Origin of the sequence: Streptomyces sp. NPDC058052, assembly GCF_042885515.1 — a bacterium.
Lineage (GTDB): Bacteria > Actinomycetota > Actinomycetes > Streptomycetales > Streptomycetaceae > Streptomyces.
In genome coordinates this window covers 21,780-34,809 of record NZ_JBHVRX010000020.1, presented here as the reverse complement: position 1 = coordinate 34,809, position 13,030 = coordinate 21,780, and the positions used below count along the sequence as shown (strand labels likewise).

The following is a 13,030-nucleotide window of genomic DNA, read 5'->3' as shown; positions in this document are numbered from 1 at the left end:
GTAGGTTCGTCCCGTGAGCGACAACACCCACGACAAGCTGCCCATCCGGATGCTCCACGACCGGGTCCTGGTCCGCACCGACACCCCGGAGGGGGAGCGGCGCTCCGGGGGCGGGATCCTGATCCCGGCGACCGCCGCGGTCGGCCGCCGCCTGGCCTGGGCCGAGGTGGTCGCGGTCGGGCAGAACGTCCGGACCGTCGAGATCGGCGACCGGGTGCTGTACGACCCCGAGGACCGCGCCGAGGTGGAGGTGCGGGGTGTCGCCTACGTGCTGATGCGGGAGCGGGACCTGCACGCGGTGGCGGCGGACCGTTTCCAGAGCGCGGACTCGACCGGGCTCTACCTGTAGGACCTGCGTGCCCTGAGGCCCTGGTGACCGGTGTCACCAGGGCCTTTGCCCGTTCTTTGCTAGGCTGGGGGGACCCCGACGAGACGCGCCGTACCGGGTAGTGAAAAGACGACGCACCCCCTGTTGTTCCGTCTCGCGGAGGTGTCGTCATGGCCTGGGTTCTTCTGATCGTCGCGGGTCTGCTGGAAGTCGGCTGGTCGATCGGGATGAAGTACACCGAGGGCTTCACCCGTCTGTGGCCCAGCGTCTTCACCGGCGCCGGGATCGTCGCCTCGATGCTGCTGCTGTCGCAGGCCGCCAAGACCCTTCCCATCGGTACCGCCTACGGCGTCTGGGTCGGCATCGGCGCGGCCGGTGCGGCGGTGCTCGGCATGGTGGTGCTGGGGGAGCCGGCGACCGCCGCCCGGATCTTCTTCGTCTGTCTGCTGCTGGTCGCCGTGGTGGGCCTGAAGGCGACCTCCGGACACTGATCTAGCGGTCCCGCTTCCCGGGCCGGGCGGGTTTCGCGCCGGGGCCCGCCTCGCCCGGCCCGTACCAGTCGCCGCCGTCGCCCCCGGCGTCCTCCCTGCCGTCCCCGTCGTTCTGCCTGCCGTCTCCGGCGTCCTCCCTGCCGTCTCCGCCGTCCCTGCCGTCCCTGGCGTCGTTGCCGTCCCTGGCGTCGCTGTCCTGCCTGTCGTCCCCGCCGTCCTCCGGTCCGTCCGGTACCGGCGGCACGGCGGGGAGTTCCGCGCCCGGCATCAGGCGGAGGTCGAAGTCGCGTACGGGGGCGTCCGCGAGGGCCTCGCGGGTGAAGCGGGCCCAGATCTCGGCCGGCGGGCCGCCGCCGTTGATCCGGGGGAGGCCGAGGGCCCCGTAGAGGGGTTCCTGGCCGCCGGTCTCGGGGTCCTGGCCCATCAGGGCCACGACGGTGGCGAGTTCGGGGGTGTAACCGGCGAACCAGGCCGCCTTGTCGTCCTCCGCCGTGCCGGTCTTGCCGGCCGCCGGGCGCCCGGCGCCGAGGGCGGCCGTGCCCGTCCCGGTCTCGACGACGCCGCGCAGCACGGCGGTGGTGGTGTCGGCGGCCTCCCGTCCGACGGCCTGCCGCGGCTCCGCGGAGGGCAGCGGCAGCGGCTCCCCGTCGCGGCTCACGGCGGCGACCAGGGTGTGGTCGCCGCGGCGGCCGTGGGCGGCGAGCGTCGCGTACGCCTGCGCCATGTCGAGGACGCTGGCGGTGGCCGGGCCGAGGGCGATGGAGGGGGACGCGGTGAGGTCGGGGGTGGTGGTCGGCAGGCCGAGCGCGACGGCGGTGCGGCGCACGTGGGCGGGGCCGACGTCCACGGCCATCTGGGCGTACACGGCGTTCACGGACAGGTCGGTGGCGGCGCCGACGGCGATCTCGCCGTAGCTCCGGCCGTCCTCGTTGGCGGGGTCGTACGGGGTGCCGGGCCAGCCTTCGACGGGCCGGCGGTCGGTGCCGTCGTAGAGGGTGTACGGGGTGATCGGCTCGCCGTACTGGGTCTGCGCGCCGCTCTGCACGGCCGCGGTGAGCACGAACGGCTTGAAGGTGGAGCCCACCTGGTAGTCGCGCCGGGTGGCGTTGTTGACGTACTGCTCGGTGTAGTCGACGCCGCCGTAGAGCGCGACGACCCGTCCGGTGGCCGGTTCGACGGCGGCGGCGCCGGCCCGGACGTACCGGTCGGCGGGGTGCGCGGCCGGGTCGAGACGGTGGGTGACGCGGTCCTCGACGGCGCGGACGAGTGCGGCCTGCCGGTCGGGGTCGATGGTGGTGACGATCCGGAAGCCGCCGCCGGCGAGGGTCTTCTCGTCGACGATGCCGCGGCCGGTCAGGTACTCCTCCACGGCCTGCACGAGGTAGCCGCGCTGTCCGGAGAGGCCGGTGGCGGGGCGGGCGGTCTCCGGGTCGGGGAAGCGGAGGGCGGCGCGCTCGCCGGGGGTGAGCCAGCCTTCGCCGACCATGCCGTCGAGGACGTATCCCCAGCGGGCGAGGACGGCGGGGCGGTTCTCGGGGTGGGTGGTGACGTCGTAGGCGCTGGGGGCCTTGAGGAGGGCGGCGAGGTAGGCGCCCTCGGCCGGGGTGAGGCGCTCGACGTCCTTGCCGTAGTAGGCGTGCGCGGCGGCCTGGACGCCGTAGGCGTTGCGGCCGAAGTAGCTGGTGTTGAGGTAGCCCTGGAGGATCTCGTCCTTGGTCTTCTCGCGTTCCAGCTTGATCGCGATGAAGAACTCCTTGGCCTTGCGGGTGAGGGTCTGTTCCTGGCCCAGGTAGTAGTTCTTCACGTACTGCTGGGTGATGGTGGAGCCGGACTGGCGGCCCTTGCCGGTGACCGTGTTCCAGGCGGCGCGGACCATGGCCTTGGGGTCGACCGCGCGCGAGGTGTGGAAGTCGCGGTCCTCCGCGGCGAGCACGGCCTGCCGGACGGCGAGCGGGATCCGGTCGAGGCGGACGTTCTCGCGGTTGACCTCGCCGTCGCGGGCGAGGACGGTGCCGTCGCGGTAGAGGTACAGGTTGGACTGGGCGACGGCGGCGGCGTTGGCGGGCGGGATGGACACCAACAGGTATCCGGCCACGAAGGCCCCGGCGAGCAGGATGCCGCCGAGCAGGAGCAGTCCGAGGGCGGCGCGCAGGAGGCGGCGGGCGCGCGGGGCACGGCGCCGGGCGCCGGGGCGGGCCGCGGGGAGGGTGGGGTCCCTCGGTTCCCAGCCCGGATCCGGAGGTGGCGCGGCGGGGGAGGAGGAACGCAAGGAAGGGGACATGGCATCACATAGTGCACACAAAACGGGCAAAACCCCGGCAGGCGGCGGGTGGCCGCCGGGAAATCGGCCCGGAAATCCGTCGGGCGCGGGGCAGGGGGCCAGTGGATCCGCGGGGAGTGGGGCGGGCGGCCGCGGGACCGGCCCGGAGATCCGTCGGGCGCGGGCAGGCGGGGAGGGAGCGGGCAGGCGGGGAGGGAGCGGGCGGCGGGGGCGGGCGGGCAGGGCCAGGCGGCCGAGGGGCAGGCCCGGAAACCCGTTCGGGAGCGTTCGGGCCGCCGGGAAATCCGCTCGCGGGGGTGTGGCCCGGGCCACTAGGGTCGTGCGCTTCGTCCGTTTTCCGCATCGCTCCGACCCTCCGACCTCCCGAAGGGACGCTCCATGCTGCGGCTGTACGCGACCGTGGCCGCGGGGGGCTTCCGGCGGTACGCCACCTACCGGGTGGCCACCCTGGCGGGCCTCTTCACCAACACGGTCTTCGGTTTCGTCTTCTCGTACACCTACATCGCCCTGTGGGCCGAACGCCCCCAGCTCGGTGGCTACTCCATGTCCGACGCCCTCGCCTACGTCTGGATCGGCCAGGCGCTCATCACCGTCTGCGGCCTCATGGGCGGCGGCTTCGAGGACGAGCTGATCGAACGCATCAGGACCGGCGACATCGCCGTCGACCTCTACCGTCCCGCCGACCTCCAGGGCTGGTGGTGCGCGGCCAACGCGGGCCGCTGCGCCTACCAGCTGCTCGGCCGCGGCGCCGTCCCCCTGGTGATCGGCGCGCTCGCCTTCCGGTTCACCCTTCCGGACGGTCCCGCCGCCTGGGCCGCCTTCCTGCTCGCGGTGGCCCTCGGCTCGCTCGTCTCCTTCGCGCTCTGGTACCTGGTCGCGATGAGCGCGTTCTGGCTCCTCGACGGCCAGGGCGTGGTCCAGGTCGTCTGGCTGAGCGGCCTCTTCTTCTCCGGGATGCTCCTCCCGCTGAACGTCTTCCCCGGCACCCTCGGCGAGATCGCCCGGGCCCTGCCCTGGGCCGCGCTGCTCCAGGTCCCGGCGGACGTCTACCTCGGCCGGTACGGGGACGCCGCGGGCCTCGCCCGCGCGTACGGCTTCCAGCTCGGCTGGTTCGCGCTGCTGCTCGCGGCGGGGCGGGCGGCGCAGACGGCGGCGACACGGAAGGTGGTGGTGCAGGGTGGCTGAGTCACTGCTGACCGGAGAGGCCCCGCACGGCACGGCCCCCGGTGCGTCGGCGTCCGGCCGCGCGGGCGACGCCCTCCGTGCGTACCGGATGGTCGCGGGCATGTGGATCCGCTCCACGATGACCTACCGCGCCTCCTTCGCGCTGACCCTCGTCACCTCCTTCTGCGTCACCTTCTTCGACTTCGTCGTCATCCTGCTGATGTTCGGTCAGGTCCGGGGGCTCGGCGGCTTCTCCTTCGCCGAGGTCGCCTTCCTGTACGGCACCACCGGCACCGCCTTCGGGATCGCCGACCTGACGCTGGGCTCGCTCCAGCGGATGGGGCGCCGGATCCGGGACGGCTCGCTCGACGTGTTCCTGCTGCGCCCGGCGCCGCTGCTCGCGCAGGTCGCGGCGGACAAGTTCGCCCTGCGGCGCCTCGGCCGGGTGCTCCAGGGGCTGATGGTGCTGGTGTGGAGCCTGGTGCTGCTGCGCGGCGAGGTGGCCTGGTCCTGGACGAAGGTCCTGATGGTGCCCGGGATGGTCGTCTGCGGGGCGGTGATCTTCATGGCGGTGATGGTGCTGGGCGCGTCGACGATCTTCTGGCTCCAGGACGCGGCCGAGGTCACCAACTCCTTCACCTACGGCGGGAACACGCTGCTCCAGTACCCGCCGACGGTCTTCGCGCAGGACCTGGTGAAGGGCGTGGTGTACGTCGTCCCGCTCGCCTTCGTGAACTGGCTCCCCGCCCTGTACGTCCTCGGCCGCCCGGCCCCGCCCGGCGTGCCGGCCTGGACGGCCTTCGCCGCCCCGCTCGTCGCCCTGGCCTGCTGCGGGATCGCCGGCCTCGCGTGGCGGGCGGGCGTCCGCTCGTACCGATCGACAGGAAGCTGAGCGCGCATGTCCTTCATCGAACTGGACGGGATCGAGAAGACCTTCACCGTCCGCCGCAGAGCCGGCCTGCTCCGCCGCGAGAAGCGGGAGGTCCGGGCCGTCGACGGCATCTCCTTCACCGTGGACCGGGGCGAGATGGTCGGCTACATCGGCCCGAACGGCGCCGGGAAGTCCACCACCATCAAGATGCTCACCGGCATCCTCACCCCCAGCGGCGGCCGCCTGCGCGTCGCCGGCATCGATCCCGCGCGGGAACGGACCCGCCTCGCCCGCCGCATCGGCGTCGTCTTCGGCCAGCGCACCACCCTCTGGTGGGACCTGCCGCTGAAGGACTCGTACCGGCTGACCCACCGCATGTACCGGATCCCCGACGACCGCTACCGGGAGAACCTCGCCCGCTGCGTCGACCTCCTCGACCTCGGCGACCTCCTCGACGTGCCCGTGCGCCAGCTCTCCCTCGGGCAGCGGATGCGCGGCGACATCGCCGCCGCCCTCCTCCACGACCCGGAGGTGCTCTACCTGGACGAGCCGACGATCGGCCTCGATGTCGTCTCGAAGTCCCGGGTCCGTGCCTTCCTCCGCGCCCTGAACACCGAACGCGGCACCACCGTCCTCCTCACCACCCACGACCTCACCGACATCGAACAGCTCTGCTCACGGGTGATGGTCATCGACCACGGACGGCTGATGTACGACGGCGACCTCGCCGGTCTGCACGAGGCCGGCGACGGCGAGCGGATGCTCGTCGTCGACCTGGCGCGCGAGCTGCCCCCGATCGACACCGTGCCCGGGGCCCGCTTCGTCCGGGCCGACGGCCCGCGCCAGTACCTCGCCTTCCCGGCCTCCGCCTCCGCCGCCCCGCTCGTCGCCGCGGTGGCGGAGGCGTACCCGCTGGTGGACCTCTCGGTGCGGGAACCGGACATCGAGTCCGTGATCGCGAAGATGTACGGGGGAACTCGCGAGGACCGCCGGGAGTCCCTGAAGTAGGCCCCCGGTGGAGGTGGGCAGGGAGGTCGGGCTGGCGATGGTGAGTTTCTCGTACACGGCGGCGGACGAGGAGAAGAGCAGAGGCGTCCGCAGAATGAAGGCCCTGGCGACAGGGCTGCTGGCACTGGTCGCGGTCGTCTACGCCCTCGCGACCTGGGCCGAGAACGCGGGCGCGGGCGCCTGGGCGGGGTACGTGGCCGCGGCGGCCGAGGCCGGCATGGTCGGCGCGCTCGCGGACTGGTTCGCGGTCACCGCCCTCTTCCGGCACCCGCTCGGCCTCCCCATCCCGCACACGGCCATCATCCCGACGAAGAAGGACCAGCTGGGCGCCTCGCTCGGCTCCTTCGTCGGCGAGAACTTCCTCTCCGCGGACGTCGTACGGGGCAGGCTGCGCGCCCTGGGCGTGGCCCGGCGCCTGGGCGCCTGGCTGGCGGAGCCGGCGCACGCGGACCGGGTGACGGCCGAGGCCGCGACGGCGCTCCGGGGCGCCCTCACCGTCCTGCGGGACGCCGACGTGCAGGCGGTGGTCGGCGAGGCGATCACCCGCCGCGCCGACCAGGCCGAGGTCGCGCCGGGCCTCGGCAAGACCCTCGACCGCATGGTCACGGAGGGCGCCCACCACCGGGCGGTGGACCTGATCTGCGTCCGGGCCCACGACTGGCTCGTCACCCACGGCGACTCCGTCATGGACGCCGTCCAGGGCGGCGCCCCCGGCTGGACCCCCCGCTTCGTGGACCGCAAGGTCGGCGAGCGCGTCTACAAGGAGCTGCTGCGCTTCGTCACGGAGATGCGCGACATGCCCGGGCACCCGGCGCGCGGCGCCATCGACCGCTTCCTCGCCGACTACGCGGCGGACCTGCAGTCCGACACGGAGACCCGCGCCCGGGTGGAGCGCCTCAAGTCGGACCTCCTGGCGCGCCCCGAGATCCAGGACGTCATCGCCTCCGCGTGGGCCTCGGTCCGCGCCCTGATCCTCGCCGCCGCCGAGGACGACCGCAGCCAGCTCCGCCTCCGCGCCCGCGCCTCCCTGATCTCCCTGGGCAAGCGCCTCGCGTCGGACGCCCGCCTCCAGGCGAAGGTCGACGGCTGGCTGGAGGCGGCCACGACGTACGTGGTCACCACCTACCGCACCGAGATCACCTCCCTGATCACGGACACGGTCGCCGGCTGGGACGCCGACCAGACCTCGAAGAAGATCGAGGCCAACATCGGCCGCGACCTCCAGTTCATCCGCATCAACGGCACGGTGGTCGGCGCCCTGGCCGGCCTCGCGATCCACACGATCAGCCACGCCCTGGGCGCCTGACCCCCGGCCGGGGGCCGGCTCCGCGCCCACGGACCACGGCGGCCGCGCGCCCCGCCCATGGATCACGGCGGCCGCCGCCCCGCCCGCGGGCCACGGCCCGGGACACGACGGGCGCGCGGCCCCGTTCCGCCTACCGCTGCGCGTGGGTGACGGCCCAGGAGGCGGCGGCCATGCCGCCGGCGACGGAGAACACCGCGGGCCACGCCCCGACCTTCTTGGCGAGCGGATGCGACCCCCCGAACGCCGCCACATAGGCGGCCGACAGCCCCACGGCCACCTTCGCCCCGCCCACCCGCCGCCACTCCCGGGCCGCCACCCCACCGGCCACGGCCAGCACCACCCCACCGAGCGGCCGCTTCCCGGTCCATCGGGCCACGGCGTACCCGCCGACGAGCCCGGTGGCGGCTATGGCGGAGGAGGGGATGCGGGGCATGGCGGCACCTCGTGTTCGGATCGACGTCTCTGTCCGAAGCCTAACGATGAGGATGAGGTGAGCCGCTCGGCCACTTCCGGGTGGGGCTTTCGCTCCGACTTGTCACCCTTCATGGTGTGCGCGGTGGTATGCGAGGTGAGCCAGATCGACGTCGTGGCCCGGCACGGTACGAAGACGGCGAGGCGGTCCCCCGTGGTTCTCTCGCTCGTGGATGGTTCCGTCGTCGCCGATCGTCAACATGCCGAAGTCAAAGGCCACGTGATGGTTGGGGCAGAGACACAGGATGTTGTCCGTGCGGTCGGGGCCGTTGTGCGGGCGTCCCAGCGGCCTGACATGGGCAGCTTCGGCGTACGCCCCCGTGGGGGTAGCGATCCGGAGGGCGCAGACCTGGCACGTGTAGTCGTGGAGCTCCTTGACCCTATTGGCGCGCTTCGTGCTGCGAACGATGCGCTGGGTCATGACCGCTCGTCGGTCGGGACGCTCGCCCGGTTCGGGTTCTTGTGGCGGCTGCGTGGTGTCAGGGCTGGTAGAAGAGGGGAACGGGAGGACGTCTTCGTTGATGCTCTGGAGCTGCTCGGGGGTGGGTACTTCGCCCAGCGCCCGAAGGCGGAAGCGCCAGATGCGGAAGTCGTCGGCATCTCTGCGCTCCGACCAACAGTCCTCCACCCGGAAAAGGCCGTCGTACCGAAGTCCTTGTGCGGGAGCGTACGGAGAATGGTCACCGGCACCACGGATGACGCGGACAGGCGTGCCCGACGCAATGCTGTTGAGGAGAGCGGCGTTGCCTCGCGAAAGGTCCTGGTCGTGGGTGTGCCGACCTTCGGTCATGCCGCCCTGGCCGGTGTAGATGATCTCCGCCCCGAGGTCTTCGTCGTCCTCATAGCCGCCGGACACGACGATGGACTTCGCATCCTCCTTCTGCTTGCCCCAGATTCCGGCCTGGAGGGGGCGATGAATGTTGGCTGCGGCGAGGGCGTCTCGATTGGTGAAGACCGTTCCCACCGGTACGTAGGGGACGGGGCCGAAACCGTGGAAGGGACCGGACTGCAGCCCGACGTCGATGAGGATGTCCTGCCAGTCGACGTCGGTGAAGTACGTTTGGAGAAGGCGGCTGACGGCTTCGTCGCGGAAGGGCATATCACTGACCAGCCGCTCGTGCAGGTCCTTCTCAAATCCGCCGCGCGGATCATGTTGGTCCAGCCAGGGGCCTAGGCTCGACCCGCGTGCCTGAGGGACGTCCTCCGTGATCCCCTCAAGCTTCCACAGCGGGGAACGGTGCAGGGCGGTGAACGGGTACTCCGGGGCCGGCATGGACCCGGGCTGCCCGTACTTGGCGAGGAGCGCGGCCAGCTCGTCCTTCGACGCATTCCAGGGCGTGAGTCGCTGCTTTCCTTGGTGGGCCCGCCCTGCCGCCCACAAGAGCACGATCGGCTGGTGCCGCGCCGGCTGGCCGGATGAGCGGTCGACGCGGAGCGACGTGAAGGCGTTCAGGTAACCGGTCGTGGTTCTGGTGTCCTCGGACAAGAGTGAGCTCCCCGTTGGGTGTCGGTCGGACGTATCACTGCGACGCGGTCGGTCGGCCGACAGAGACGAAGCGAAGGTACTCGACGTCTCTGACAACGGGGTGAGGGAGAACGGTGAGTGCGATCTCCCGCAAGGGGGCTCACTCCGCCCCGTGGCACTCCCCGTACGGCCGGTCCTGGCCGCACCAGCACGTGTCCGTCCGCAGGGGGGGCCAGGGGGTGGCTCGGGCGCGGGCGGCGAGGGTGGTGGCGTACTGGGGGAGGAGGGGGGCCTGGGAGGGGTGGGTGGACTCGGAGGCGGCGAAGGCTTCGTAGGAGGGGACCGTGGCGCGGACGATGCCCAGGTTCGGGGTGCCGGCCGCGGCGAGTTCGCGGAGGGACGCCTCGATGTCCGTCAGGTGGGCGCGGTAGGTCGGGTACTCGGTCTCCAGCTCCGGGTAGGCCGCCAGGAGTTCCGTGAGCTCGCGTTCGGGCCAGTGGAGGACCGCCACCGGGAAGGGGCGGGAGAGGGCCGTGCGGTAGGTGCCCAGTTCGGCGCGGAGGCGGGCGATCTCGGCCTGGAGCTCGGTGGGGTCGGAGGAGCCGAGGGACCAGAGGCGCTTCGGGTCGTGGAGTTCGTCGAGGGGGATCGTGCCGGGGTGGAGGCGGTCCGCGAGGGTGTCCCAGTCGTCGTGGCCGAGGGCCAGCATGCGGCGGATGCGGTGGCGGGTCGCGAGGAGGGAGCGGGTGGCGTGGGGGAGTTCCGTGCCGGGGGCGGTCAGGAGGGTCGCCGCCTCGGTGAGGGTGGCCTCCGCCGCCTCCAGTTCGTCGTGGGCCTCCAGCGTCTCCGCCGCGATCTCCCACGGCGGCGCCTCCGCGGGGCGTGAGCGCCGGACGCCCTCGATGATGGCCCTCGCCTCGGCCTCGTGCCCGTACTCCCACAGGTTCGACGCCTTCAGCGCGCGGATCAGGTGCGGGTCGGCCGCGTCGCCGGCCAGCAGGTCGTCGTAGAGCGCCGTCGCCCCGGGCCGGTCGTCCGCCAGCTCCAGGTGGGCCGCGGCCTGGAGCAGCAGCGGCTCCCGGTCTCCGGGGTACTGCGCGGCGGTGCGCAGCAGACGCTCGGCTTCGGCGGTGTGGGCGGCAGGCGTGTCGGGGCGCATGTCGTCCACCGTACTGCTGTACGGCCCTGGAGAGTTGGCGCCGCAGCGCTTATCGTGCCGGGCGTGCGGGACAGGGGGCGGGAGAGGGTACCGGTCGTCGTCCAGGCGCGCTCGGGGCGCCGTGGACTCGCCCGCGTGCTCTGGTTCGCCGCCGAGACCGTCGTCACCTGCGGTGTTCTCATCCTCCTGCTCGTGGTCCACCAGCTGTGGTGGACCAACCAGCAGGCCCGCGCCGAGGCCGGCGCGCAGGTGCGCGCGCTGGAGCGGGAGTGGGGCATCTCTCTCCCGGAGGCGGCGGGCGGCGGCGAGCCGTCGCCCTCCGGCGCGCCGGCGGCGGAACCGTCCGCCCCGCCGTCCGCGCCGCCCGCCGCCGGGACCCGGCCCCCGCGCCCCCCGAGGCCCTCCGCCGCGCCCGCCCGGCCCGCCTCCCCGCCGCCCTCCGGGGAGACCTTCGCCGTGCTCCGCATCCCGCGGATCGGACTGACGGTGCCGGTCGCCCAGGGGATCTCCAAGAGCAAGGTGCTCGACAAGGGGTACGTCGGGCACTACCCCGGCACCGCCGCGCCCGGCCGGCCCGGCAACGTCGCCCTCGCCGGGCACCGGAACACCCACGGCGAGCCGTTCCGGTATGTCGACCGGCTGCGGAGGGGGGACGAGATCACGCTGCGGACCCGTGAGGGGACGTACACCTACCGCGTCGACCGGATCCTGCCGGTCACCTCGCCGCGCGACACCGGCGTCATCCAGCCCGTGCCCCGGTCGATCGTCAAGCCCTCGTACGGGTACTCCACGGCCGGGTCCTACCTCACCCTGACCACCTGCACGCCCGAGTTCACCTCCCGCTACCGGCTCATCGTCTGGGCGACCCTGCGACGGTGAGGGCGGCGCCCGCGAGGGCGAGGACCGCCGAGGCCGCCACCGCCGCGTCGGGGCCCGCCGCCGACAGCGCCAGCATCAGCGCCACGCCCGCGGCCGAACCGATGTACCGGGCCGTGTTGTTCGCGCCCGAGCCCATCGCCGCCCGTTCCGGGGGCACGGAGTCGACGGCGAGCCGGGGCAGCGCCGCGTTCAGCAGGCCGCTGCCCGCGCCCGCCACCACCAGGCCCGTGACCAGCCGCGGCCAGGGCAGGGAGGGGGAGTCCAGGGCGCCGAGCAGAGCAAGGACGCCCGCCGCCGACAGGACGAAGCCGAGGGCCAGTTGGTGCGGGGCGGAGAGCCGGCCCGCGAGCCGGCGGGCCTGGAGCGCCACCACGAACCCCGTGCCCGACCAGAGGACGAAGAGCCACGCCGCCGCCAGGGGCGCCATGCCCGCGCCGCGCTGGATCAGCGCCGGGACCACGCTGAACAGGCCGATCACCGCCAGACCGGTGAAGAGCGCCCCCACCGTCGCCACCCGGAACTCCGGCCGCCGCAGCAGGCCGAGGTCGATCATCGGCTGCGCCGCGCGGCGCTCGACCCGCAGGAACAGGGCCGTGAGCGCCAGCCCCGCCAGGAGCAGGACGCCGATCACCGGGCGCAGCCAGCCGTCCCGGCCCAGCGTGAGGGCCGTCAGCAGCGTCCCCAGCGCCAGCGCGAGCGTCGTCGCGCCCGCCAGGTCCGGCCGGCGCCGGCCGGACCTGGCGGGCGAGAGCGGTTCCGCGGCGGACCGTGCCGCCGTGGACTGTGCTGCCGCGGACCGTTCTGCCGCGGACCGTTCTGTCGGGGACTGTGCTGCCGCGGACCGTTCCAGGGCGGACTGTCCCGTCGCGGACGGTTCCGCAGTGGACGGTCCCGGCCGTCCTGGTGCCGACAGTCCCGGTGCCGACAGTCCCGGTGCCGACCGTCCCGCGGTGGGGCCCGGCCCCTCCGGTCGTGCGAGCGTGCGGGTCCCCGCCGCCGCCGTCAGCAGGGTCGCCGCGCCCAGTGCCGCGTACGCCAGCCTCCAGTCCACCGGGCTGAGCGCCCCCGCGAGCAGCGGGCCGAGCGCGATCCCGCCGCTCACCGCCGCGCCCCAGACGCCGGTGGCCCGGATCCGGTCGCGGCCCGAGGGGTACGCGTCGGCCAGCAGGCCCAGGCTGCCGGCGAGGACCGCCGCGCTCGCCGCGCCCTGCGCGATCCGCGCCGCCGTGAAGAGCGCCGTCGAGCCGGCGATCGCCCCGAGCGCGGTCGTCACGCCGAGCGCGAGGGTGCCGAGCAGGAAGACCCGGCGCCGGCCGTGCGCGTCGGCCAGCGCGCCCGCGACGAGGAGCAGGGCGGCGAGGCCCAGCGGGGTGCCGTTGAGCAGCCACGCCTGCGCCGAGGACGGCGTCCCGAACGCCTCCGCCATCGCCGGGAGGGTCAGCATCGGCGCCGTGTAGTTCATCAGCGCGAGGGCGGTGGCGATGCCGGTGACCGCGAGGGTGGCCGGACCGGGCGAGCTCCCGGGGGGTGGGGGCGGGGAGCCGGGGGCGCGGGCTGGGGAGTGGGGGTGGGAGTGGGCTGTACGCACGGGGGCCTCCGCCCGGTCG

General features: G+C 73.6%; 12 protein-coding genes and 1 riboswitch. Of the genes, 7 read left to right on the top strand and 5 right to left on the bottom strand.

The annotated features are described in order from the left end of the window. Positions 1-13: 13 nt before the first annotated feature. Entirely contained in the window at positions 14-349 is a 336-nt protein-coding gene (locus ACFVU3_RS25410; protein ID WP_390069588.1) for a GroES family chaperonin, read from the top strand. Positions 350-397: 48 nt separating this feature from the next. Next, a riboswitch (guanidine-III (ykkC-III) riboswitch) is annotated at positions 398-467 on the top strand. A gap of 31 nt (positions 468-498) precedes the next feature. Then, positions 499-819, top strand: a complete 321-nt coding sequence (locus ACFVU3_RS25405; RefSeq protein ID WP_043228159.1) for a multidrug efflux SMR transporter — start codon at positions 499-501, stop codon at positions 817-819. 1 nt (position 820) lies between these two features. Here ACFVU3_RS25405 and ACFVU3_RS25400 read toward each other — a convergent pair whose 3' ends face one another. Next, positions 821-3,100: a transglycosylase domain-containing protein gene (locus ACFVU3_RS25400; RefSeq protein WP_390069586.1), complete on the bottom strand. Its 2,280-nt coding sequence runs from the start codon at positions 3,098-3,100 to the stop codon at positions 821-823. 381 nt (positions 3,101-3,481) lie between these two features. On the opposite strand from ACFVU3_RS25400, the gene ACFVU3_RS25395 reads away from it, so the two are divergent. From ACFVU3_RS25395 to ACFVU3_RS25380, 4 genes are read left to right on the top strand one after another with little or no spacing between them, the layout of a single operon-like run. Continuing rightward, on the top strand, positions 3,482-4,285 hold the full coding sequence (locus ACFVU3_RS25395; protein WP_390069754.1) for an ABC transporter permease: 804 nt from the start codon (positions 3,482-3,484) through the stop codon (positions 4,283-4,285). Next, complete coding sequence (locus tag ACFVU3_RS25390) at positions 4,278-5,156, top strand: ABC transporter permease (protein ID WP_390069584.1); 879 nt, start codon at positions 4,278-4,280, stop codon at positions 5,154-5,156. The genes ACFVU3_RS25395 and ACFVU3_RS25390 overlap by 8 nt, the downstream gene beginning before the upstream one ends. A 6-nt stretch (positions 5,157-5,162) precedes the next feature. Then, complete coding sequence (locus ACFVU3_RS25385; RefSeq protein ID WP_390069582.1) at positions 5,163-6,143, top strand: ATP-binding cassette domain-containing protein; 981 nt, start codon at positions 5,163-5,165, stop codon at positions 6,141-6,143. A gap of 37 nt (positions 6,144-6,180) precedes the next feature. Further along, complete coding sequence (locus ACFVU3_RS25380; protein ID WP_390069752.1) at positions 6,181-7,449, top strand: DUF445 domain-containing protein; 1,269 nt, start codon at positions 6,181-6,183, stop codon at positions 7,447-7,449. A 130-nt stretch (positions 7,450-7,579) separates the two neighbouring features. Here the strand turns inward: ACFVU3_RS25380 and ACFVU3_RS25375 are convergent, their stop codons facing one another. The 3 genes from ACFVU3_RS25375 to ACFVU3_RS25365 all read right to left on the bottom strand — a co-directional run bounded on the left by ACFVU3_RS25375 (position 7,580) and on the right by ACFVU3_RS25365 (position 10,544). After that, positions 7,580-7,882 (bottom strand): hypothetical protein, encoded by a 303-nt coding sequence (locus tag ACFVU3_RS25375; protein WP_390069580.1) that lies wholly within the window; start codon positions 7,880-7,882, stop codon positions 7,580-7,582. A gap of 102 nt (positions 7,883-7,984) precedes the next feature. Continuing rightward, positions 7,985-9,406: a YDG/SRA domain-containing protein gene (locus tag ACFVU3_RS25370; protein ID WP_390069579.1), complete on the bottom strand. Its 1,422-nt coding sequence runs from the start codon at positions 9,404-9,406 to the stop codon at positions 7,985-7,987. Between the two features lie 139 nt (positions 9,407-9,545). After that, positions 9,546-10,544 (bottom strand): SEC-C domain-containing protein, encoded by a 999-nt coding sequence (locus tag ACFVU3_RS25365; protein WP_390069577.1) that lies wholly within the window; start codon positions 10,542-10,544, stop codon positions 9,546-9,548. 63 nt (positions 10,545-10,607) lie between these two features. Between ACFVU3_RS25365 and ACFVU3_RS25360 the strand changes: the two genes are divergently transcribed. After that, on the top strand, positions 10,608-11,423 hold the full coding sequence (locus ACFVU3_RS25360) for a class E sortase (protein ID WP_390069576.1): 816 nt from the start codon (positions 10,608-10,610) through the stop codon (positions 11,421-11,423). Here the strand turns inward: ACFVU3_RS25360 and ACFVU3_RS25355 are convergent. Further along, entirely contained in the window at positions 11,395-13,011 is a 1,617-nt protein-coding gene (locus tag ACFVU3_RS25355; protein WP_390069574.1) for an MFS transporter, read from the bottom strand. The two genes, ACFVU3_RS25360 and ACFVU3_RS25355, sit on opposite strands and share 29 nt — an antisense overlap. Positions 13,012-13,030 lie beyond the last annotated feature (19 nt).